The sequence below is a fragment of the Spirochaetota bacterium genome (genome assembly GCA_026414805.1).
GTDB lineage: Bacteria > Spirochaetota > UBA4802 > UBA4802 > UB4802 > UBA4802.
Map to the genome: position 1 here is coordinate 1 of JAOAIH010000051.1, position 23849 is coordinate 23849.

Here is a 23849-nt window from a genome sequence, read left to right on the forward strand (position 1 = left end):
CCCCTACACATAATGCAATGGCCACTATAACAGCAATTATTGGCGACCTTTTTAGAAACTTCATAGGAAATCCCCCTTCAGTATTGATATAATAAAATAAATTATCGTTTTCTATTTAATTAAATAAAATAATTTATGTCAAGACAAATATAGCCAAAATATTTATTAATTGGACAAATTCAATAATGAAATAAAGTTTCTTTCTATAAAAATATATTTACCAAAGTATTATTGCATATTTTTTTTAATGAAGTTTTTTGCCAGTCAGAACTTTTATCTGTTAGTATCTAAAAGTATCATTTGGCAACATTAAGTAAAAAATATTTTTTAATCAATACACTAATACATTAAAAATTATTAATAATAATACGATATATAAAAATGACTCCCCAGTATTGCTTTTTTGTATTTTAATTTTTGCAGCACATTATAAATTATTTATATATAGGCATTTATCCTAAATAAAATCCTACTGGACTGAATTTTTTGTTGATTTTTTATTATATGTATTTATGATGATGTTGTTTATTTCAAATTAATGCAAATTTATTTAATGTTATCATAATGAATAATGATATTGACTTCACTGAAAGTACATATCCTGTAAAATATCTTTTACAGATAGCAAATCTTCATAATACCACACATTCGGTATCTGAATATGTTGCAAAATTAAAAAATATAATTTTTCGTTTGCAGATTCCTGTATTTAATATATCCTGTCTGTCAAATATTGACGGCACTGATCATTTATTAATTTTCCCTGAATTTGCTGTTTTAAAAAAATTTATTCCACAGTTAACAAATGATTGTCTTAATTTTGAATACACTACCATAAATATTAAAAAGCTCATTGCAAATAGGAGTATTTTTAAAAAAAGTATTTTATTCTCCATTTTAAGGGGGTACATTACTATTTCAGATACCATTACTTTTCCTGTAACATCAAATGTGAACAAAACTGTCTACACCTGTGAACAAATTGTAAGTGATTTTTCGCAGGCAAATAAAGACTTATCGCAAATTCTTACTAGTGATATTCAAAAGCAAATCCTTGAATCGCCCTATTTTGGCGGAGTAGTATCATTCCCACTTATCGCAGAAAAAGAAACTATTGGTTCATTTGACATTATTTATCCAAAAGATCATTTAGTTTTAGATGAAAATGAATTTGTGACTCTTGAACTTCTGGCACGCTTGATAGCCAATGGATTGCGCCAGTATCGTTACCAGAATAAAATCATTATTTCTGAAACAAAATATTCATCATTAATCAACGCCATACCCATGGCTCTTTTTGTCATCAACAGAGACTATTCAATTATTGAAACTAATGATGCCTTCAAAGAATGGTTTGCTGTTGAACATCCACTTAATAAAAAGTGTTATGAAATTATAGCATTACAAGATACACCATGCAAGGATTGTGCGGCATCTCGTGTTATGAATCAGGGAACTCCATTAATGCGCGAACAAAAGGTTCCCTATTTTAATGATACGCGTTTTTTTAAATATATCGCATCTCCAATAATAGCTCCATCAGGAACTGTTTCTTCAGTTGTAAATATTCTTGAAGATATTACAACCAGAGTCATCGCAGAAAAGAAGATTGAAAGGTTCAGCTTGACATTAGCCGAAGAAGTTGATAAACAAACAAAAGAATTGAAAGAAAAACAGAAGAAACTTGAATTAGTAACAAATACCTTATACCTTCTAAAACAGGCAAACACAATCAAAGAAAGCATTCATTACATAACAGAATCATTACATACACTGGGAGCAAAATTAAGCATTGTAACATTGTTAAGCAGTGATGTCAATACACTTCAGATAGTTGAAGTATATCCTGATAATCTTCTGCGTACTTTGCAAAATGTTGCTAAGGAAAACATTTTAAATAAGAAGCTCAACTTTGATGAATTTGCTACCATACCTTTTTTTTCAGTTATTAAAAATGGACATGATATCATAATAGAAAGTAAAGATGAGCTGCTGGTACTAATTGAAAATACATTCCCCGGAATTGATGACAATAAAAAAAACTTACTCTTTTCATTATTACAGGATGAAATTATTGCCATCTATCCTATAGGTTCCAAACACCGCATTGAGGGCAGTATAGCGATAGCTCTTGATAAAGAATCAAACAAAGAAAACAAGGATTTTATTGGCATATTACTTAATGCTGCAGCAGTAGAAATCAGCCGCAAGCGTAATCAGGAAGAGCTTGTAAAATCAGAACTTAAGTACCGCAACCTTGTTGAGAACACTCAGGATATTATTTTCTTGTGTACTGCTGAAGGGGAAATTGTATACGGGAATTCTGTTTTTTATAAACTCTTAAATTACCCTGAAAAAAGGAAACCTTCCTTTTTTGATTTTGTTGACCAAAGCGAAAAACATTTACTCCATACTATTATGGATTATTCATTAAAGAGTGGAACAAATCCACAACCTTTTGAAATACAGCTATATAACCGTAATGGCAACTATGCATGGTACGAAGTTGCCATGAGTTTAGTTCCCCTTGACCATACAATTGGTATACAAATAGTTGCTCGCGACATTGAACGTAAGAAACGCATGGAAGCTCATATTCAGAACCTTACAGAATTTCAGGAAAAGATTTTACAGAACGAGATGATAGGAATAATCACAACCGACCTCAATGGAATCATAACAAGCTGGAATAAAGGAGCTTCTACTATATTAGGCTATCAGCCTTTTGAAATTTTAAACACTCCTCTAGCACAACTAATAATTTCTGGAAATAATCAGCATACAAACCCGGTAAACCGTTTTTTACAATCAACAATTAATCAGCCTTATGCAGAAATCAAAATGCAAAAAAAATCCGGTGATATATTAACATCGCTTTGCATGTCATCACTTCTGCATGATGATCATGATATCCCATTTGCTCACCTTTATTTCTTTATTGATATTAGCGAGAAAAAACGACTTGAAGCAGAATCACTTGAACTAAATCAACGACTCCATCATGCACAGATGGTAACTATTGTGTCACTTGCAAAATTAGCTGAATACAGGAACAAAGAAACTGGCATGCATCTTGAACGAATCATGCGATACGTTGAAATTTTGGCTTATGAGCTATCGCACCATGCTGAATATAAAGATTATATAACCCAGGAATATATCAGGGATATTGTAAATTCCTGTTTGCTCCACGACATAGGCAAAGTTGGAGTGCCCGACCATATCTTGCTTAAACCAGGGAAGTTAACTGATTATGAGTTTGAAATAATGAAACAACATACTATAATAGGAGCTGAAACAATTGCAGAAGCTGAGCGAAAGGTTACAGGACGATCATACCTTAATCTTGGGAAAGAAATTGCCTTTTACCACCACGAGCGATGGGATGGCTCAGGATATCCAAAAGGATTAAAAGGACATGAAATTCCTTTATCTGCAAGGATTGTTGCTGTTGCTGATGTATATGATGCACTTGTATCCGAACGCCCCTATAAACGAGCATACCCTCACGAAAAAGCAGTAAAAATTATATCCGAAAAAGCTGGTATTTATTTTGACCCGGTCGTTGTTACAGCGTTTTTAAAACATCACAATAAATTCCTTGAAATAAAAGTTACCTTATCATAGTATAATTATACTTTTTTTAATTCACCTCTTATGCTACTGGTTATCTCTATTGTACCATACATCCCACTCTGTGCAGCACCAGGATTAAACATATACGGTGTTACATTATCATTCATTGCTCTATGCGTATGGCCAAAACATGCAATATCACACCCTAACCGTGTAGCCTCAGACCACACTCCAGTGATATCGTGATGAGCACCAAACAAATCTCCATGTGTAATAAAAAATTTATAACCTTTTATATTCTCTACAATTGTTGTACTGCCATTTATACCACGGGCTCTGTCAATGTTGCCACACACAGTTATTACCTGTACATTCTTTGGTAGTACAACATGAATTAAATCATTTATCCCATCACCACAATGAATCAGCCAATCAAACGTTTTTTCTGCTTCAATGATTTGCTTCAATTTTTGAATGTTTCCATGCGAATCCGATATAACAAGGATCTTCATTATCCATCACTCCATAAAAAAGTTGTTCTATTATGTAACCTACCTTGCAACCAGGCGATAGTTTTTTCACCATTTCGTCGCTAAAAAACCATAACCATGTGAATTGTTCTAAAAAAGACTTGCGTTATTTTTAAACAAAAAGTTCATAGTCATTTAATACAATGATTTTTTATACAAAAACTACACTTTTTTCTCTAACACACGCTATATTATAGTATACATTTATCAAACAGTTTGTTCAAAGTCATCTGAAAGGCAACAATTATATGAAACAGTCTTTAATACGAAATTTTTCTATTATTGCCCACATTGACCATGGCAAGTCAACTCTGGCAGACCGTATCATTGAGCGATGTAATGCCGTTGATCCACGTAACCATGTTGACCAGCTTCTTGACGATATGGATATTGAACGTGAGCGTGGTATTACCATAAAAGCAAATGTTATTACCCTTAACTATCACTCAAAAGATGGTAATATTTATACATTCAATCTTATTGATACACCAGGGCATGTAGATTTTACATACGAAGTTTCACGTGCATTAGCAGCATGTGAGGGAGTTTTGCTTCTTGTTGATGCAACACAGGGCGTTGAAGCACAAACTATAGCCAATATGTATCTTGCACTGGAAAACGATCTTACTATATTACCTGTAATAAACAAAATTGACATGCCCAATGCAGATATCCCCCGTACCAAAGAAAGCATAAAAAAGAGCTTAGGGCTTGATCCTGAAGCTGCTATTTGCGTATCAGCACGAGAAGGAATTGGCATTGATGAATTGTTAGAGAAAATTGTAGAAATTATTCCTGCTCCCAAAGGCAATCCTGATGCTCCCCTTAAAGCATTAATATTTGACTCTTATTTTGACCAGTATGTAGGTGTTGTGACAAAAGTTAGGATATTTGATGGAACAGTAAAAGAAGATGACATGATAATGCTTTTTTCAAACCAAAAGCAATATGAGGTAACCGAAGTTGGCCATTTTAGGTTAAAAAGAGAAAAGCGCCCGCAACTAACCGCAGGAGAAGTTGGGTATATTACAGCAGGGATAAAGCAACTCACAGATACCCGAACTGGCGACACAATAACATCTGCACAAAACCCGGTAGCGCAACCAATCGTAGGATTTAAAGAAGCAAAACCAATGGTATTTTCAGGCCTTTATCCATCAATAAGTGATGATTACGATGATCTGAAAGATGCCCTCTATAAATTAAAATTAAATGATGCAGCACTGTTCTTTGAACCTGACAACTCCTATGCACTGGGTTTTGGATTTAGATGTGGTTATTTGGGTTTGTTGCATATGGAAATTGTACAGGAACGCCTAGAGCGTGAATTTGGCCTTTCGCTTATTACCACTGCTCCAACAGTTGAATATAAAGTAGTATTAACCGACGGTACTACCCTGATGATTGACAATCCGGTAAAAATGCCCGATCCTTCCCAGATTGAGCGCATTGAAGAGCCATATGTTGATGCAACAATCATTACACCATCCGAGTATATTGGCAACATAATGTCACTGGTCAGCGAATGCCGTGGAATACATAAACGAATGGAATACATTGACCAAACTCGTGTACAGTTAACGTATGAAATACCGCTTGCTGAAATAATGTTCAACTTTTATGACAAACTCAAATCATGCACACGTGGCTATGCATCATTTGACTATGAATTTACTGATTACAGAGCTTCTGATATTGTCAAAGTGGATATTCTTGTCAATGAAGAACCAGTTGATGCGCTTTCATTTATGGTTCACAAGGATAAGGCTTATAAGCGGGGGCGAGAAATTATAGAAAAGCTGAAGGACATTATCCCACGACAGCAATTCAGAATACCATTACAGGCGGCGATAGGCTCACGCATCATTGCCCGTGAGAATATTTCACCACTGCGTAAAAATGTCACTGCAAAATGCTACGGTGGAGACATCACCCGTAAACGCAAACTCCTTGAAAAACAGAAAGAAGGCAAGAAGCGCTTGAAACAGATTGGCTCAGTTGAAATTCCACAAGAAGCATTCCTTACTATTTTAAAAATAGATTAATTATTATTAAAAACCCACAGCATAACGCTGTGGGGGTTTTGTTTTTATGCCCAGGTAATGAGCCGTGATTCATATTTTCGTGGCATATCTGTATGCAACGGAATAATCCTTACTGTGAAACCAAACTGCCCTGATTTAAGGCATAGCATCCTGCCTTCATAGGTGTATTTACCGCCACCCAATTCGCCAACCATGAGCATGGGCAAAGCTGCTCCTTCTTCAATCTCGCCCTTCTGATTAAGGTTGCCAAAATACAGCTCCACCTGAACATCAGCAGGTTTCAGTTCACCAAGATTAATAATAGCTTTTGCTTTCAGTTGCGAACCAACAATTATCTCTTTTTTGCTTTCATGAGTAATAGATTCAACATACACCTGTGACCATTTTTGGCGTATCTGTTGTTTCCATTTTGCCAATTCACGCGAGACTTTAAAATCATCTTTACTAAATTTAATGTAATTATCATAGGCCGTAAGGTAGTACATTTCAGTATACTCTTTTACCATCCTATTTGTATTAAATTGAGGTAAGATTGTTTTCATGGATTCTTTAATTCTGCGTACCCACTCACGCGGTATCCCATCAGCACCCCTTGTATAAAAGAGCGGAATGACTTCCTGTTCCAGAATATTATACAGCGACAGGCTTTCCACCTCATCCTGATATTCCGGATCCTGATATTCCTCTCCTTTGCCTATTGCCCATCCATTATTCCCATTGAATGCCTCGGGCCACCATCCATCAAGCACACTAATATTAAGAGCACCATTGGGTACTACTTTCATTCCACTGGTACCAGATGCTTCTTGAGGCCGTATTGGTGTATTAAGCCATACATCAACACCCTGAACCAGGTATCGCGCAATATTAATATCATAATCCTCAAGGAATACTATCCTGCTTCTAAAACGGTCATCTCTGCCAAGGTGTATAATACGTTTGATTAATTCTTTGCCCATATTGTCCCGGGGATGAGCTTTACCAGCAAAAATAATCTGTACAGGTTTCTCCTTATCAAGCAATATGCGCTCCAGGCGCTGCATATCCTTCAATAATAGCGTTGCACGCTTGTACGTGGCAAAACGCCGCGCAAATCCTATTGTTAGTGCTTCTGAATCAAGAACCGAATCTGCTTTTTCAACTTCTGCACGCGGAGCTCCGCGAGCAATCAATTGTTCTCGCAACTTCTTTCGTGCAAAAGCCACTACACGCTCTCTTAGACGCTCACGGCAACGCCATAATTCAGAATCAGGTATGGTGTCTATATTCTTCCATATTGTTTTATCAACAGGGTTATCAATCCACCGGGGACCTAAATAGCGATTGAACAAACGCATCATTTCATCTGAGGTCCAGGAAAGTATCTGCACGCCATTTGTTACATGGTGGATGGGAACTTCATTGACAGGTAACCCGGGCCATATATTGCACCACATTTTCCGTGAAACAGAACCATGTAATTTTGATACACCATTACAGTGCGCAGCAGTTTTGATAGCCAGTACAGTCATACAGAATGTTTCAAGTTTATCCTGCGGATTTTCCCTTCCTAACCCTAAAAATTCTTCACGTGTTATTCCCAATTTATGATAATAATGTGAAAGATATTTATCAATCAACTCAGGAGAAAACCGGTCATTGCCTGCAGGCACGGGTGTATGAGTAGTAAATACAGTACTGGCAGTCACAAATTCCAATGCTTCATTAAAATTCATTTTATGTGTAACCATTGCATCATAGATGCGCTCTATACTTAAAAATGCAGAATGTCCTTCATTCATATGGTATACAGAAATATTTTTACCCAAAGCCTTGAGCATTCTATAGCCGCCAATTCCTAAAAGCATCTCCTGTTTTATACGCATTTCTACATCACCACCGTAGAGCTGATCTGTTATTGTACGGTCCTCAATGCTATTTTCATTTATATTAGTATCTAGCAAATACAATCGTATTCTGCCAATAATACATTCCCACACCTGTGCATACACATTTCTGCCCGGGAATTCCACCTCAATGATAAGAGGTTTATCATCTTTCATTACCAATTGCAAGGGAAGGTTATGAAAATCAGTTTCTGGATACCGCTCCTGTTGCCATCCATCTATATTTAAATATTGATGAAAATACCCCAATCTATATAAAAGGCCAACTGCAAAAAAAGGTAATCCCAATTCACTTGCTGATTTTATGTGGTCTCCTGCCAGTACACCAAGTCCCCCAGAATATATTGGAAGGCATTCATGAATACCAAATTCTGCACTAAAATATGCAATTTGCATATCCTTATATGTTGGATAGGCTTCCTCAAACCATGATTTTTTTGTCAGGTGCCACTCCAGTTCTTCTGAAACCCGTTTTAAGTGCGCCATAAAACTTTCCGAATCAGCAGCCTCATCAAGCTCGGATTGTGAAAGCATACCAAGAAGGGCTACAGGATTGTGATTTGAATCGCGCCATAATTCTACGTTAAGTCTGCGAAATAATTCAATAGCTTCAAAGTTCCATACCCACCACAAGTTATATGCAATAGTCTTCAATGGTTTAAGATTGTCTGGCAAATATGGATATACTCTGAATGTCTGTATTGTCCCCATAGTCCCTCACTTACTGTAAAATTTTTCTAATAATACATTTGAGCATAATGCAAGTCAAGATTTTAATCAATCACCTTATGATAAATTTACTATGAGCTATCGCATAAATTATAAAAAGAAAAATAAAAAATTAATGATATATTATGTATGCGATAGTTACTGTTAATGAATGTAATACTGATGTCCATTATATTAGTAAAGGTTTTTTATGGATTTTACAATCGTAATGTATCAGTATCCCCTGGGAACTTTTCTGACACATGAAATTGTCAACAAACTCCGCATTATAAAACCCCATTTTATATGCTTCCCAGAATATTTTTTTGTAAACAAAAAACTGGGAAATCACATGCAAACACCTCATAACCAGTCATTGCAGTTAAAGCGTATGCAATTATTATCACGTCAGCTTGAGACAGTAGTAATTGGCGGCACTATGCCCGAGCTTAATGGAAAAATGCTGCATAATACAACATTTGTATTCTATAATGGTGACCTGCTTGGGTTTTACCGTAAACAAAACCTTTTCTTTGCTGAAGAAGGAAAGATAACTCCCGGCAATGGCCATGTTATTTTTAGAGCGTATGGCATACGCTTCAGCGTATTGATCTGTGCTGATGTATTTAAGGACGAAAATTTCATAGCTCTGAAAGAATTGGGTGCACAAATAATCTTTATACCCACATTTTCACTTTTTCGTAATGAAACTGTTGAAGAAAAATTTAAACGCGACCAAGATATTTTTGTCCGTGGTGCAAAGCTTGCTAATGCCATACTGGTAAAAGTATGTGGTGTTAAATCCGATTATAAAAACTTTCTGCAAGCGCGCAGCCTCATTGCTTCTCCTGATGGCATTCTCTATAGGGTTGAACCTGACCAAGAAGACAAGGCAATGCTTATAGTAAATACTGTCAGTATATGATTAATACTTGTAAATCTATAAATAGTTAATATCACTTTTTGTTACACATAAAGTGTTCTTTTATATTCTTAAAAACCATTATAAAGATATATTGTTTTTTTTCAAAACATATATTAATTTGTAATTGACATAGTTATAAGACCATGGTCATATAACTATGATCACTTTCTATATAAGGAAATTTATCATGAAGTTAATATCAAAATCAAAATTAAAACCAAATTTACTTAAAATATTGAGAGATATTGAAAAAAGTGGTGACGATGTCATAATAACCGATAGGGGTAAACCTGTTTTAAAAATTACCCGGTATTCAGAACATACTGATGATGTTCTAAGATTTTTAAAAAACTCAATAAAAGATTATAAAAAACCAACAGAACCTGTAGGGATAGATGATTGGGATATTTTACCATGATTTTAATTGACACACATGTATGCATCTGGTGGATACAGGAATCTACTGATATTCCAAAAGATGTAAAAACGAAAATAAAATCCGCACAGAAACGAAATAATATTTTTATATCATCTATAAGCATATGGGAAATAGCTATGCTTATAAAATATAACAGGCTCACACTTACAGTTCCATTATCTGAGTGGATAAAAAAATTGGAAAGCGTTCCCTATTTTAAATTTATTCCCGTAGACAATGCAATAGCTGAACATTCAGTTAATTTACCCGGAGAATTTCACAAAGACCCTGCTGACAGAATAATTGTAGCCACTTCAAGAATACATAATATCCCTTTAATCACCAGCGACGAAAAAATATTAAACTATCCTTATGTAAAAACAATCTGGAAGTAAGTTTATCGTGACAAAGCCATTTCAATTATTTTAAAAAGCCCGATAATTGCTATAAACCACATCCCAAGAGCTATCACCTTAAACCATACGCTACTAGAAACAATTTTTAAATTATAGCTACTATCATCAACATATCCTGAATCCGTAAAAATTGAAAATATATAAGGAAAACCGATAGCAGCAAAAAAACCTGTAACATTCCACCACATCCATGAGACAGAAGGTAAAAACTGCCAAATATACACATTTACCAGAATGCCAGTTATAAAACCCGCTACAACTGTTGACTGATGAATCTTTTTATTGGATATCATCCCAACAATGAATACTGCACAAATTGGCCCATATAACAGCGAACCAATTTTATTAACCAGCTCCACCACAGTTTCACTACTCCCTGCAAAGTTTACTGCAAACAGTGTGGTTATGATTCCCCATACAATAGTTAATAGTCGTGATATCAACAATTTTGTTTTATCATTTATGAAGTCTACTTTTGGATATATCATCTTTATTACATCATTATAAGTGATAGCACTTAATGAATTAATTGCAGAATCCATGCTTGACATTGATGCAGCCAGAATACCGGAAACCACTACACCTTTCAAACCAGATGGGATATAGTGTTTAATAAATACAGGCACTAGCATATCAGGTTTCTTGTTTGATAGTATTGTTTGCAGTGTAGTATCAATCGATAAAAGTAATAATAATAAAAACCCTAAAAAGGAATATAACAATACAATACTAAATCGCAGCATGATATTAATTATAGCTGCATTCTGTGCAGCATTGATATTTTCACACGAAAGAAAACGCTGTGCCTGGCTCTGATCAAATCCATAATATGAAATGTATAAAAATAAACCACCACACAACATTGGAGCAAGTGTGAATGTATTTCCATCAGTAATACCAACAGACGAGTAATTAATTATCTTCAATCGCTGATAATCAATTATGTACCAAACATGCCCATTTATTACATATATAATTACAATACAAAATATGGTTGTACTGAAAAGTAATACTATAAATTGTATTACATCAGTGTAAATATCAGCAAGGATTCCCCCTATGGATGTATAAATGAGGGATACAAGGGAGATAGCAATAATAGAAATATAAAGATTGATTCCAATTAAGACACTGACAACATACGAAGTTGCAACAATAGCTACTCCTGTAGCAAGCGAGCGGCTAAGTAAAAAAACTATAGCAAGTATAACACGTGTAGATAGTCCAAATCGTCTATGCAGCCATTCATAAATGGAGAAACTTTTATACGACCTGAATGTAGGTATTACAAATAAAATAAGAAATATCATTGATAGTGGGAGGGCTAACTCATATTGTAACCACGTCAGCCCTCCATTTTGTTTCATAGCAATAAAGGCTGGTACTCCAATCAGGCTTATAGCACTCACCTGATTGGCAGCTAGTGAAGCACCGGTCAACCACGATGATGCTTTTTGCGAAGCTACATAATAGTCAGCCTGATTTTTTTGTCTTTTCCCAACTACATACCCTATTCCAACAACACAAATGCTATATACTACAATAATTACCCAATCAATAAGTGCCATTAGAAACTAATATAAAATGCCCTCTAATTTTGACCGTATAAACTGGGGCAATGCAAAAGCTCCTCTATGTATATCAGCATTATAATATCTGAGTTGGGGAATTAGTGCTTTTGCCTTTTCTTCTTTAAAATCCTTTATGGGATGATATTTCTTTGAACAGAAGGAGAAGCCAATCATACCACTTGGATAGGTAGGTACCATAGTATAATAATATGAAGGTACTTTAAAATATTTCTTATTATATTGTGCCAGTGTCACAATAACATTTGGATGATAGAATATCGATTCGGACTGTGTTGATGCAATCCCATCATCATCAAGACATTCACTTAAATTTTTATAAAATTCTTCAGAAAACAGAACTGCAGCCGGCCCAATAGGATCAGAAGAATCGACAAGTATAATATCATAAGCTTTTTTTCTGTCAGCTATAAACTTTGCTCCATCTTCAGTATACACTGTTACACGTGGATCATCAAATGAACATGACAATGATGGCATATATTCCCGACAAAGGCGTATGACATCACCATCTATCTCACATATATCAGCTTTTTCCACCTCTTTGTGTTTCAGAACTTCGCGTAATGTGCCACCATCCCCTCCTCCAATTACAAGAACTCGTTTTGGATTGGGATGCACACACATAGGAACGTGTGCAATCATTTCATGATACCCCATTTCATCCACTTCAGTTGTCATAAAAACGCCATCAAGCACTAGCATTCTGCCAAAAGCTTTAGTATCGTATATTTCAATTTTCTGAAACTTAGAATCATAGGTTGCCAATTTATTGGTAACCTTTAGTTTCATGGTTCTTCCATTTTCCATTTCATAGACTTCATCAATCCATACGCTTGATTCAAAGGGCATGTTATACCTCCTCTATGTAGTATTATAGAAAAAGTGAATGTAGCTTTGATAACAAGCTGGTAGGTTTTTTTAAATTAAGGGGACAAGTACTCCTCCCCTGTCCCCTTAACTATAAATTACTTTCTTAACGCAACATTAAGAGTATAGTCACTACCCTTAAAGTAGCTTAACGAAAACTGGGCAGCCACTTCCGGGTCATAATATTTGCAGCTGAATATATCAATGTACGCGGTGTTAGTCAGATTTGCAAAGTGACCTGATATCATTGAAGTCTCAATTAGCTGCACCATTGAAAAACCAGCAACACGCTCATCCTCACCAAAATGAACAACCTGTGTTTCTCCAAATCGCTTCATTTGGATCAGATCGCACAGCTGAATCGCATACTGCCGTATCATCTCTGCATCTCGGATTATATCCGGATCACAGTTATGAATATCAACACTGCAATACAAACCCCATGCTCCCAATTTTTCAAACTGGTCAATGGTCGGAATAGTTTTAAGTATGTCGTTAGTCAATGTAGTTAACATTTTCCACCTCCCGAATTACTGGCACATTTTTAACCTTGCTATCGCTCAACACCCCTCTTCGCATCTCATACAGAACACACCGCTCTGCTTCCAGCTGTTCAGTGATATAGTCGATAGCTACTCTGTAATCGTGATCTCCGCAGGTGAAGACGTCAACCGCTGCATACCCATATTCCGGCCATGTATGGATTGTGATATGCGACTCGGCTATGACGATTACTCCGCTAATACCGTATGGAGAAAATTTATGAAAGAATGGTTGGATGATAGTGGCTTTAGAGAGTTCGGCTGCGGCCGTTAACACCTCCTCAACCTTTTTTAAATTGTTAATGTGAAACTCGTTGCAGTTGAAGAGTTCCGCAATAATGTGTGTACCTAAACCCTCCATGGGCAACCACCTCATTTTATAAAATCACCTACACTACGGTGAGTGTATGCATTAAGAATGGTTTTTAAGGTTTACTTAAATTCGCCACCCTGGGGATTATAAATTCCTTTGGGTTTTTTGCGCTCTTACATAATCAAAATGCTAAAACCAATAGGTTTTAGCCCTTAAATAATATCACCCCCTCTGCTCAAAGAGAACATTGACAGTATTATATCACATTACAAAATTTCAACAATAATATTAATAAAAATTAAAATTTTTTAAAAAAATTAAAGATAAAATTTTAAAAAAATTATAATATTCAATGAATGTTAAAAGCATTGCTAAAACAAGCAATTGGTATTACTTTATGTATCCTTCTTCTATAGCGTGATTTTATATATTTGATATTATAAAAAATAAATAAGATGAATAATAAAGATTTTGAAAAATGATTGACTACAATGTATATTATAAATAGATTGTCAATCCATTACATTGATCGCGCGGTGGAGCAGCTGGTAGCTCGTTGGGCTCATAACCCAAAGGTCGCAGGTTCAAATCCTGCCCGCGCTACCAAGGCGGAGTAGCTCAGTTGGTTAGAGCACACGGCTCATATCCGTGGTGTGGGGGGTTCGAGTCCCTCCTCCGCTACATTATCGCTACATTATATTTAATATTTATTAACTTTCCTGCAATCATCGCATAAACCATGCGATGTTTTTCTATTTACATATGAATCAAAATATTTTTCTAATGGAATCCACTTCCCTTCCACATAAATCTTATGGCAACTGGCACATATTCTTATGTATGATTCCAATCTTTTTAATTTTAATAATACTTTTACAGTATGATATACCAATACTCCAAAAACAATTGTAAAAATTATTGTTTCCAAAAAACTTTCTTGATAATTTACCGGTGTTGGTTCTGCATTTAATAATAAATATGGCAAATCAAATAGTTCTTCGGACCATAAAAATGAAATAACAATGAAAAACGCAATAATTTCAACAATAACAATTTTACGGATTACATTACGATTTTTCATAATCTTTCCTTAAATTTATTTTAGTATTTGCATTAACAATGGTTTTGATAATGTAATAGCAGATTCCGGGCATATTTCCATACAACAATAACACCGTATACATTGTGAATAATTGTAGTGTGGTACCTTATTGCCATTAACTGCACTGCTAATAGCTTTAACAGGGCAGATTTGCTTACACTGATAACATAGTGTACATTTTAAAGGATCCGGTACTGGTTTTGCTATCAAGAGATTTTTTAATAATTTATGTACTACTGGTATGCCAAGAATTTTTGTTGAACCTGATTTCTTTGGAGGAATAAATCTGCGCCCTTTTGAAACTTCATTATCCCTGATAATTGTAATTTGTTCCAGTGGTGGGCATAAACCCCTTTTTACCCCCATAGTGATGGTTGGCATGTTTTGTAATTCAAAGCCTGCCTGCTGCGATATAGCATAATCAAGCGCAATTGCATTATATGATACACCAATGAGTCCTAAAAATGCTGGCGTTCCCGAAGGGCCAGGACCATCTCCTTCCATAATGGTTATCGCATCAACTACATGTACGATGGTTCTTGGTATTTTAGTATCTGTGTAAAACGCTTCATATAAATCAAGAAGCATCTGAGCAAAATCATCCCTAGTTTTTGCTTTGATATGCCATTGGGACTTTTTTAATCCGTGAATAGTACCAAATAAATTCTTTACTGCACATGTTATGTGTGTTAGTGCATGAGTCTTGAATTTTGGAAGGTTAAAGATAATATCGCATTCAGAAAGAATTTTTGGTACTTCAAATCGTTTAAAGTGATGGGCATTTTCATTGTGTATTATCATGTAATCTGATGTATCAGCAACCAATACATCTTCCTCAGTAACTATCGCATCATATCCTGTTTTTTTCATTACTCTTTGTAATGATTGGACAGCTGGTGATTCAATTAAGACCGGGAATCCCCCATACTGTTTAATAATCTGCACTATTGCCTTGAAAAAAGCAGGATGAGTGATGACTGCCGATTCAGGCGATGCAGATGTCAAAAGATTAGGTTTAACTGCAACTTTGGCATTATACAATTTTGAAAAGTCAAATTGTAATTCCTGCAACGCCGAAATAACTTTAATTTTGATTGCATCTACATCATATTGTGTACATTCTCTAACTATTACCTTCATATTACTTCCCATAAATTAAATGATAATACAGCATAATCAATATAAAAATCAATATTGTTTCACTTCAATAAATATTGCCTGCATTACAACAATCTTTTGGCCAATAACATTTGTGATAATTCCTTCAACAGATACTATCGAGCCGTTTTGAATTTGTAAAGCTTTTGGTGCAAATACTTCTACAATACCATCAAATCTATTATCTGAATAATTAATAAGCAACTGAAAAGAAATGCCATTATTTTTTTTATAATTTGCCACTTTGCCCTGCCATTTGACATTTATGCCTTTATACAAATATGGCTTGTTCATTACGTCATTGTAGGAGAAAGTTGCTACTGTACGATCTTTATTCCGGTTTATAAAATCTTTTAAAAATGCAACTCGTTCTTTTACTCTGAAATTAGCATTACTGGCATCGATCTTATTCAAAAGTATCATTGCATCATTTTCCTTGCCTTCTTTGATGAGCCACTTTGCACGATTGAAATCACGGATACATTCTTCATTTGAAGCATAAAATTCAGGGGTGCGCGTTTTCTGTATTTTATCAATGATATCATAGTGCATACCATCAAGTGAAACCTGTGATATATCCTCATAATTTTTTACATCAGAATGACCAAATAGGTGTTGAATTTTTTCTTCAATGAGTTTGGCAAGCGGTGAAGGGAAAAAGAGGATGCCAAGCAAAAGAATCGTCCCTCCAATTATTACCATAACTATAGCATTTACATTTATCTTAAACGGTTTTCTGTATGTTGCTCTTTTGATTTTACCAGGTTGTTTTATTTCAACAAAATCTTTCAATTTAGCTTTTTTTTGAAATTGTTCAAAATCAGTTGCTGCTTGTATATTTGCAATGATTTTAACTATTTTTTTGTTGTCAGGTATAAATTTTAAAATTTCAACATACCCTGAACACGCTTCGTCTTTTGTTTTTGCAGCTTTTAGGAGTAGAAATGCCTGTACTTCTAATAGCGGAATATACCCTGAATATTGACGGATAGCTTTTCGTAAAACAGTTTCTGCCTGCATTAATTTATCAGTAAACAAATACGACAATACCAATAAAAAATAATCATAAGGATTATTTGAAATATTTATATTTTTTTCTAATAACTGGATGGCAACTACATACGAGCCTTTTTTGAATGCTTTATATGCTTCTTTGGTTATTATTTCAGACTTCACATTGAAAATCTTTTTAATTTAATTTTTTAATTATAGTGTTTAACGTGTGCCACCTGTTTTAGCATGATACGATGTTAATTTGGAAATAGTGATACTTCTAATAGTAATGTCACATATAAAACTATTTTTTAACACGTTCTACATATTCGCCTGTACGGGTATCAACTTTGATAAAATCTCCTTCATTGACAAAAATAGGAACCTGAACAGTTGCACCGGTTTCAACAGTAACTGGTTTCAATACATTGGTAGCGGTGTCACCCTTTACCCCGGGTTCAGCATATGTTACTTTCAGTACTACAAATATTGGCGGCTCAATAGATAATATCTCTTCATCATGCATAGTAGCTTCAACACTGTCACCTTCCTTGATATAATTAAGCAGATTTGAAGCTTTTTTCTTATCTACATGGATTTGATCATAACTTTGAGTATCCATAAAAACCAGAGAATCACCTTCATCATACAGGTATTGTAGTGTCTTTTTCTCAACACGTACATCTTCAACCTTTTCACCGCCTTTGAACTTTCTATCTACAATTATGCCCTTTGTTAATGATTTTAATTTTGTCTGGACAAATGCACCACCACGACCCAATTTTACATGCTGGTATTCAACAACTGAATATAAATCGCCATCAACTTTAATAACCGTACCATTACGTAAATCATTACTTGTTATCATGCAGTATAACTCCCCTTTAATTCATAGAATTAATTTAACAATCACAAAATAATTACTTCTTTAGTGCTTTTTGTTAACACTTCATGCCCAGATGCAGTAACCAAAACCATATCTTCTATACGCACGCCCCCTTTTTTGGGGATATATATTCCAGGCTCAACGGTAATTATCATGCCTTTTTTAAGCGCAACAGCTCCATTCTGTTTCACAGCTGGGATCTCATGAACATCAAGCCCAACACCATGTCCAAGCGAATGGCCAAATAATCCTGCATATCCTTTAGCAGCTATAAAATCCCGTGCAATACTGTCAAGTTTATTTGTGGTCAAGCCTGCTTTTATTGCATCAACAGCTTTCTGTTGGGCTTCTTTTACCACAGCATATATTGTGCTTATGCTTTCAGGAATACTATTAACAAAAACTGTACGAGTAATATCAGAACAATAACCTCTGTACACACATCCCATATCAATAAGCACAGGTTCCCCAGAGCGTATTTTTTTGCTCCCAGTTTTATAATGAGGCATTGACGACCCTGCACCCGATGCAACTATAGTTTCAAATGAAGTACCCTGGCATCCATGTCTTTTATAAAAATATTCTATCTCAACAGCAATGTCCCATTCAGTAACACCAGGCTTAATAAATTTTAATATATGGTAGAAACATTTATCAGTTATCTGAGCAGCCTTTTTAATATTATCTATCTCATCGTCATCCTTTATGACACGTAGCTCATTTACTACATCTCCCCCATAATTAATAGCAACCCCCTCGCATTCTTCTTTCAGCATTCTATACTGCGATAGAGTAAACGAATGCTCTTCTAGAAATATCTTTTTTATTTTCTTTTTTTTCAATATAGATTTCACTGAATTGAAAATATCCTTTTGTTGCAAAACAAAATGCACGTTTTCTGGAAGTGTCATTAAAGCATATTCTTCATACCGTGAATCAGAAATAAAAACCGTCTCATCTTCAAAAAAAATGAGATACCCATACGTTCCATCAAAGCCAGTACAATATTTAATATTAACCAGGCTTGCAATCATATATGGGAACTGATTTTTTTCTGATATGCGTTTGTGAATTTTTTTTATTCTTGTCCGATAGTTCATGGTATTACATTTTACTTTGAATAATTATCTATATAATGCAATAAAGCCTTTAATGCCAGTATATACGAATAATATCCAAAGCCACAAATCTGTCCAATGCATACAGGTGCAATATACGAATGCCGGCGGAAACGTTCACGTGAATGGATATTGGACAGATGGACTTCCACAGTAGGAAGCCCCGTTGATGCTATACAATCACGTATAGCTATAGAAGTATGGGTATATGCCCCGGGATTAATAACAAAACCGTCACAATTCCTATTTTTTTGAATATAATCAATAATTTCACCTTCACTGTTTGATTGGAAACAATTAACCTCGCACTTCTGAGATTTTGCAAATTCAAATATTTTGTTATTAATGTCTTCCAGTGTTAATGTACCATATATGGCAGGTTCTCTTTCACCTAGAAGATTTAAATTGGGGCCATGAATAACATGAATAATAATTTGTTTCATAGATTCCTCTAAAAATAATACAATAACCTTAAAATATTTTTAAAAACCATATTGAGTAATTAGATGAGTTGCCTTTATTTTTGCAAGTACATTTGAATCTTCACTAACTATCGAATAAAGCAAATCTCGGGATTCATCTGTTTTTCCTGATTCATACAAAAGCATCGATATATATATTCTGGCATAAGAATAATTATTGGCATTAACATCAGTTTTAGCCACATATAGATCAAAATAGCGTTTGGCTATCCCTAAATTTCGTTGTATAAACATATATATTAATCCTGCATAATATAATGATTCATGTGCATATTCATCGTCATATCGTGAAGCAATGGTAAAATAATTCAAAGCCTGAGTATAATTACTATTTTTATACAAAAGCAAGCCATAATAATAATTAGACAATGAAATTAATTTATTCCTTTTTACTCCGTATGTGTAAATGTTCTGATAATTCTTTCTATCATTCTGTTCATAGTAATATAATAATAAATATTTGATAATATCATCTGCGTATTCAGTTTTTATAATAGTATTAAGTTTTCCCAGCGATATGTTTAAAGCCTTATCATAATTACCCAGATTAAAATAAGCAATTGCCATAATACTGTATTGCACATTTTCAACTTCTTTCTTTCGTATATATTGAATCAGTTCAAGAGCTTTTTCAAATTCTTTGCGTTCTAGGTAAATCTGTGCCAGGCTAATTTTTGCATCATCCGACTTACTGCTATCAGGTTTTTTTAGCAAAACTTTGGAATAATAATCTATTGCCATAGTATTATCCCCATTTAACCTGTAATACTGTGCTATTGAATAGCAAACCGTGACGTAATAATTTTCTTCATCTTCAACATAAGGGATAATTTCAATAGCTATATCTGGTTGACGGTTGTTTAATGCCGTATCAGCAATAATTAACAAATCATCTTTGTTATAGTCTTGAAGTGGAACTTTCATGAAATACAGCAATGCTGTTGTATAATCTTTAATTGCATATAAACTTTTTGCCAGCCATTTAATTAATAATTTTGTTGTCAAATCATCAATATTCAAATAATCACTACCCTGCAATATTTTAATAATTGTATGATACTGTTTCAATTCATAAAGAGATAATACATAAAATAATAGTACCGAACGCTCACGGGGTCTTCCTTTAGTAGCTAAATACTGTGCATAATAGTTTGCTGCTGCTTGATAGTTTTTCTTTTTATACGCTTCATCTCCTTTTTCTATAAATACCTTACCTGCAGTTATAGAAGTATAATAGTTTTTGGTAATAAATGAATAATATTTATCAACATTTACACCCTGCTCTTTTAAAACTATCGACAAATCATAGATAACTTCTTCCAATCCTACCTTCTTTGGGAAACGAGTTATCAATTGGTCCATAGCTTCCGTTGCTTTTTGAGTATTTTTAATTTTTATATATGATTCTGCCAACAAAATTAATACTTCATATCTGTTTTCAATCTTCTGATTTTTTAGATATTTATTCCCATATTCTATTGCATCATTGTATCGTTCTCTTTTAAAAGCATCGATAGCTTTCACATAATCAAGTTCTATCAAAAATTGTGAAAACGGGTTATTTTCCTTGATTGCTTCAAATGTTTCAAGCGCTTTTGTTATGTCCCCCTGAATTACATAGACCTGAGCCAATAAAAAAAGCATTTCATCTCTATTTTCTTCATATTGGTATTTTTCGAGCATGAAATCTAAAAGTCGTTTGGCATCATCATAGCGCGCAGTGGTTATGTATAATCTGGTTAATGTCATCATTACATATTTTTGATTTTCCGGCTCACTGATAGAAGTGGCATTTTCCAGATATGGGATTGCTTTTTCATTATTATTATTTTTTAGATATACTTTTGCCAACTCAAATGATGCTTTGCTTCTTAATTCTATATCGTTGCTATTTGTATACACTTCTTCTAGCAATGCTATCCCTTCATCCAAATCCTTGGTATTTAAAAGTATTTTTCCTAATTCGTATTTTGCATTATAATGATATGGCACATCATCAGTAGAAATCATAATATATGATTTTAAATTTAAACGTGCATTATAGATATCACCCAACGCTATATATGACAGGGCTTTAAAATATTGTACGCTCATAAAAGATGGAAGGCGTAACATGCTGTCAGGAATTTCATTTAAATATTTAATTGCCTGCCAGTGTTTTCCCATAAGCTGATATATCCTGCCAACCAATAGCCTTGCTTTGGATGCAATAGTAGTATCGCTGGTAGCATGAATTAAAGGTTCAAGCATATCCAGCGCTTCATCATACCGTTCACTTAAGAATAATGCTTCACCAATTTTTATTATTCTATTACTGTCTTCATATTTTTTTGAACTGATAGTTAATGCTTTTTTCCATTCTATGATTGCTTCGTCATATCGTTTTTGATTGAAGTATATTTCCCCTATACGATCATATGCATTGATAATAAGCTGCTTATTTTTACTTTGGGCAATAAATCTATTGTATTCTTCTATAGATTTAATGTAATCATTCAGAAAAAAATATGACTCGGCTATCCAGTACCGTGCTTCACTGCATAGATCAGGTGTAGTGCATAAAAGAAGGAATCTGTTTAACTCAAATATAGCTGAGCGATATTGTTTTTGATAAAATATCGACAATGCTAAATAATACCATGCTTTATCTTTATATGAATCATTTGCATCAATTATCTTTCTGAATATCAACTCTGATGACCCATAATTCCCCATCCTGAAGGCTTCCATCCCTTGCTCAAATAGCTGGGAACTTTCAATTGCATACAAAGCTATTCTAGTAATTATCAAAAAAATATATATAGTGAATACTATCCTTTTCATTCAAGCCCTGCAAATGATAATAGTTTTGTTAAAATATAATTTGTTGCCATTGTTCGTATCTGTTCACGGCTACCTGCAAATTGTATCTGTGTGGTAAACGTAGTGTCCCCTGCAATGCCAAAGCAAACTAACCCAACTGGTTTATCTTTACTTCCACCATCTGGTCCTGCTATACCTGTTGTTGAAATTCCAAAATCAGCATCAAATTTTTCTTTAACGCCCTCAGCCATTTCCAAAGCTGTCTGCTGACTCACCGCACCGAATTTTTGTAATGTACTGGAACTAACATCTAATTGCGATATCTTTACTTGATTGCTGTATGCAACAATGCCACCTAAAAAAACACTAGAAGATCCTGGAATATCAGTAATCCTTTTGGCAATAAGGCCACCGGTACACGATTCAGCTATGGCTATTGTTTTCCCATGCTTTGAAAATATCTTCACAATCTTTTCTTCTAATGAATTATATCCATATAATAATTTGGAACCAAAAAGTTTTTTTGCTTTATCTACAATTATATCAACCGGCAAATCATTTTCTCTGGCACCAAGCATCACAGTGGTCACACCAGCCTCATATGTTATTGATACATCTATATTTTTGTGAGTGGCAATAATAGCGTTAATTGTCGAATCCACTTCAGCTTCACGCATCATAACCACTTTGAATGTCACAGATTGCTTTTGTTTCAATTGATATTTACTTTTTAAAAAATCCACAACTTTGCCAACCATAGAATGCAATTCCCGGGGAACACCTGGCAATGCAATTATAACCTTTGCATTATACGTAATGGCAAAACCCGGAGCAAGCCCTACATCATTACTAAAAACCATCGCACCATCAGGGACTGTCACCATCTTGAAATCAGTCTGTAACACTGATTTTCCAATTGCTTTAAAAAAATATTCCATCCGCTCCTTTGATGGCTGGTGAATTACAGGCTTTAACTCAAACATCTGAGCAAGAGTTTCAAATGTAATATCATCAACTGTGGGGCCTAACCCTCCAGAAATTATTACAATATCTGCTAATTGCAGTGCATGTTCAATTGCACAACGTAAAATCTGGATATCATCACCAGCTACATAATGCAACACAACTGGCAAACCCACAGCCTGAAGATGTTGGCTAAGAAAATAGTTGTTGCCCTCGTGAACTCTGCCACTTACAAGTTCACTACCAGTTGCTATCAGTGCAGCTTTCATATAGTAATGTTAAAGGATAGTATCTGATTTATTGTAATACAACAGTTGTAGCTTTAAAAAATCAATAATTTATTTTTTTACTATACAATTTTTACATCCGTTCGGGAGCACTTACACCTAAAAGAGCCAAGGCATTTTTCAAAATAATACGCACCCCATCACATAATGTAAGATAGCTCTGGGTACAGCCTTCATCATCAGATAACACTCTGTGCTCAGTATAGAACTTATGGTACTGTCTCTTATACACATCTCCGA

General features: G+C 34.6%; 18 protein-coding genes, 2 tRNA genes and 1 pseudogene. 7 read left to right on the plus strand and 14 right to left on the minus strand.

Going from position 1 to position 23849, the window contains the following annotated elements:
• Window positions 1–564: 564 nt before the first annotated feature.
• On the plus strand, window positions 565–3627 hold the full coding sequence (locus N3F66_10605; GenBank protein ID MCX8124598.1) for a PAS domain S-box protein: 3063 nt from the start codon (window positions 565–567) through the stop codon (window positions 3625–3627).
• 5 nt (window positions 3628–3632) lie between these two features.
• On the opposite strand, the gene N3F66_10610 is transcribed toward N3F66_10605, so the two are convergent.
• Window positions 3633–4088 carry a YfcE family phosphodiesterase gene (locus tag N3F66_10610; GenBank protein ID MCX8124599.1) on the minus strand — a complete coding sequence of 152 codons (456 nt, stop codon included), beginning with the start codon at window positions 4086–4088 and terminating at the stop codon, window positions 3633–3635.
• 266 nt (window positions 4089–4354) lie between these two features.
• On the opposite strand from N3F66_10610, the gene lepA reads away from it, so the two are divergent.
• Window positions 4355–6151: a translation elongation factor 4 gene (lepA, locus tag N3F66_10615; protein ID MCX8124600.1), complete on the plus strand. Its 1797-nt coding sequence runs from the start codon at window positions 4355–4357 to the stop codon at window positions 6149–6151.
• A gap of 44 nt (window positions 6152–6195) precedes the next feature.
• On the opposite strand, the gene glgP is transcribed toward lepA, so the two are convergent.
• Window positions 6196–8748 carry an alpha-glucan family phosphorylase gene (gene glgP / locus N3F66_10620; protein ID MCX8124601.1) on the minus strand — a complete coding sequence of 851 codons (2553 nt, stop codon included), beginning with the start codon at window positions 8746–8748 and terminating at the stop codon, window positions 6196–6198.
• A gap of 208 nt (window positions 8749–8956) precedes the next feature.
• Between glgP and N3F66_10625 the strand changes: the two genes are divergently transcribed.
• The 3 genes from N3F66_10625 (at window position 8957) to N3F66_10635 (ending at window position 10483) form a co-directional block, all read left to right on the plus strand.
• On the plus strand, window positions 8957–9670 hold the full coding sequence (locus N3F66_10625) for a carbon-nitrogen hydrolase family protein (protein MCX8124602.1): 714 nt from the start codon (window positions 8957–8959) through the stop codon (window positions 9668–9670).
• Between the two features lie 187 nt (window positions 9671–9857).
• Window positions 9858–10088, plus strand: a complete 231-nt coding sequence (locus tag N3F66_10630) for a type II toxin-antitoxin system Phd/YefM family antitoxin (GenBank protein ID MCX8124603.1) — start codon at window positions 9858–9860, stop codon at window positions 10086–10088.
• Complete coding sequence (locus N3F66_10635; protein ID MCX8124604.1) at window positions 10085–10483, plus strand: type II toxin-antitoxin system VapC family toxin; 399 nt, start codon at window positions 10085–10087, stop codon at window positions 10481–10483. Before N3F66_10630 ends, N3F66_10635 begins: the two co-directional genes overlap by 4 nt.
• A 2-nt stretch (window positions 10484–10485) precedes the next feature.
• On the opposite strand, the gene N3F66_10640 is transcribed toward N3F66_10635, so the two are convergent.
• The 4 genes and pseudogenes from N3F66_10640 to speD all read right to left on the minus strand — a co-directional run bounded on the left by N3F66_10640 (window position 10486) and on the right by speD (window position 13866).
• Window positions 10486–12072 (minus strand): sodium/solute symporter, encoded by a 1587-nt coding sequence (locus N3F66_10640; GenBank protein MCX8124605.1) that lies wholly within the window; start codon window positions 12070–12072, stop codon window positions 10486–10488.
• Window positions 12073–12078: 6 nt separating this feature from the next.
• Complete coding sequence (gene speE, locus N3F66_10645; GenBank protein ID MCX8124606.1) at window positions 12079–12945, minus strand: polyamine aminopropyltransferase; 867 nt, start codon at window positions 12943–12945, stop codon at window positions 12079–12081.
• A gap of 116 nt (window positions 12946–13061) precedes the next feature.
• Window positions 13062–13412, minus strand: a pseudogene (locus N3F66_10650) (S-adenosylmethionine decarboxylase).
• A gap of 46 nt (window positions 13413–13458) precedes the next feature.
• On the minus strand, window positions 13459–13866 hold the full coding sequence (gene speD, locus N3F66_10655) for an adenosylmethionine decarboxylase (protein MCX8124607.1): 408 nt from the start codon (window positions 13864–13866) through the stop codon (window positions 13459–13461).
• A 482-nt stretch (window positions 13867–14348) separates the two neighbouring features.
• Here speD and N3F66_10660 point away from each other — a divergent pair.
• Window positions 14349–14424 (plus strand) — tRNA-Met (locus tag N3F66_10660).
• A 1-nt stretch (window position 14425) separates the two neighbouring features.
• Window positions 14426–14499 (plus strand) — tRNA-Met (locus tag N3F66_10665).
• Window positions 14500–14518: 19 nt separating this feature from the next.
• On the opposite strand, the gene N3F66_10670 is transcribed toward N3F66_10665, so the two are convergent.
• The 8 genes from N3F66_10670 to N3F66_10705 form a co-directional block, all read right to left on the minus strand.
• Complete coding sequence (locus N3F66_10670) at window positions 14519–14899, minus strand: hypothetical protein (GenBank protein ID MCX8124608.1); 381 nt, start codon at window positions 14897–14899, stop codon at window positions 14519–14521.
• Between the two features lie 15 nt (window positions 14900–14914).
• Entirely contained in the window at window positions 14915–16060 is a 1146-nt protein-coding gene (locus N3F66_10675) for a DUF362 domain-containing protein (protein MCX8124609.1), read from the minus strand.
• A gap of 48 nt (window positions 16061–16108) precedes the next feature.
• Window positions 16109–17254, minus strand: coding sequence for a hypothetical protein (locus N3F66_10680; GenBank protein MCX8124610.1), 1146 nt, complete (start codon window positions 17252–17254; stop codon window positions 16109–16111).
• Window positions 17255–17375: 121 nt separating this feature from the next.
• Window positions 17376–17939, minus strand: coding sequence for an elongation factor P (gene efp, locus N3F66_10685; GenBank protein MCX8124611.1), 564 nt, complete (start codon window positions 17937–17939; stop codon window positions 17376–17378).
• Window positions 17940–17980: 41 nt separating this feature from the next.
• Window positions 17981–19057, minus strand: a complete 1077-nt coding sequence (locus N3F66_10690) for a Xaa-Pro peptidase family protein (GenBank protein MCX8124612.1) — start codon at window positions 19055–19057, stop codon at window positions 17981–17983.
• An 11-nt stretch (window positions 19058–19068) separates the two neighbouring features.
• On the minus strand, window positions 19069–19509 hold the full coding sequence (aroQ, locus tag N3F66_10695) for a type II 3-dehydroquinate dehydratase (protein ID MCX8124613.1): 441 nt from the start codon (window positions 19507–19509) through the stop codon (window positions 19069–19071).
• 48 nt (window positions 19510–19557) lie between these two features.
• Window positions 19558–22380 (minus strand): tetratricopeptide repeat protein, encoded by a 2823-nt coding sequence (locus tag N3F66_10700; GenBank protein ID MCX8124614.1) that lies wholly within the window; start codon window positions 22378–22380, stop codon window positions 19558–19560.
• On the minus strand, window positions 22377–23591 hold the full coding sequence (locus N3F66_10705; GenBank protein ID MCX8124615.1) for a CinA family nicotinamide mononucleotide deamidase-related protein: 1215 nt from the start codon (window positions 23589–23591) through the stop codon (window positions 22377–22379). The genes N3F66_10700 and N3F66_10705 overlap by 4 nt, the downstream gene beginning before the upstream one ends.
• Between the last annotated feature and the right edge of the window lie 258 nt (window positions 23592–23849).

What these genes read in the sequence shown, in the direction of transcription:
- efp (MCX8124611.1), bottom strand. Translation starts at nt 17,939, where the DNA reads ATGATAACAAGTAATGATTTACGTAATGGTACGGTTATTAAAGTTGAT.
- N3F66_10635 (MCX8124604.1), top strand. Translation starts at nt 10,085, where the DNA reads ATGATTTTAATTGACACACATGTATGCATCTGGTGGATACAGGAATCT.
- N3F66_10630 (MCX8124603.1), top strand. Translation starts at nt 9,858, where the DNA reads ATGAAGTTAATATCAAAATCAAAATTAAAACCAAATTTACTTAAAATA.
- lepA (MCX8124600.1), top strand. Translation starts at nt 4,355, where the DNA reads ATGAAACAGTCTTTAATACGAAATTTTTCTATTATTGCCCACATTGAC.
- N3F66_10700 (MCX8124614.1), bottom strand. Translation starts at nt 22,380, where the DNA reads ATGAAAAGGATAGTATTCACTATATATATTTTTTTGATAATTACTAGA.
- N3F66_10625 (MCX8124602.1), top strand. Translation starts at nt 8,957, where the DNA reads ATGGATTTTACAATCGTAATGTATCAGTATCCCCTGGGAACTTTTCTG.
- speE (MCX8124606.1), bottom strand. Translation starts at nt 12,945, where the DNA reads ATGCCCTTTGAATCAAGCGTATGGATTGATGAAGTCTATGAAATGGAA.
- N3F66_10605 (MCX8124598.1), top strand. Translation starts at nt 565, where the DNA reads ATGAATAATGATATTGACTTCACTGAAAGTACATATCCTGTAAAATAT.
- N3F66_10690 (MCX8124612.1), bottom strand. Translation starts at nt 19,057, where the DNA reads ATGAACTATCGGACAAGAATAAAAAAAATTCACAAACGCATATCAGAA.
- N3F66_10670 (MCX8124608.1), bottom strand. Translation starts at nt 14,899, where the DNA reads ATGAAAAATCGTAATGTAATCCGTAAAATTGTTATTGTTGAAATTATT.
- N3F66_10705 (MCX8124615.1), bottom strand. Translation starts at nt 23,591, where the DNA reads ATGAAAGCTGCACTGATAGCAACTGGTAGTGAACTTGTAAGTGGCAGA.
- N3F66_10610 (MCX8124599.1), bottom strand. Translation starts at nt 4,088, where the DNA reads ATGAAGATCCTTGTTATATCGGATTCGCATGGAAACATTCAAAAATTG.
- N3F66_10640 (MCX8124605.1), bottom strand. Translation starts at nt 12,072, where the DNA reads ATGGCACTTATTGATTGGGTAATTATTGTAGTATATAGCATTTGTGTT.
- N3F66_10675 (MCX8124609.1), bottom strand. Translation starts at nt 16,060, where the DNA reads ATGAAGGTAATAGTTAGAGAATGTACACAATATGATGTAGATGCAATC.
- speD (MCX8124607.1), bottom strand. Translation starts at nt 13,866, where the DNA reads ATGGAGGGTTTAGGTACACACATTATTGCGGAACTCTTCAACTGCAAC.
- glgP (MCX8124601.1), bottom strand. Translation starts at nt 8,748, where the DNA reads ATGGGGACAATACAGACATTCAGAGTATATCCATATTTGCCAGACAAT.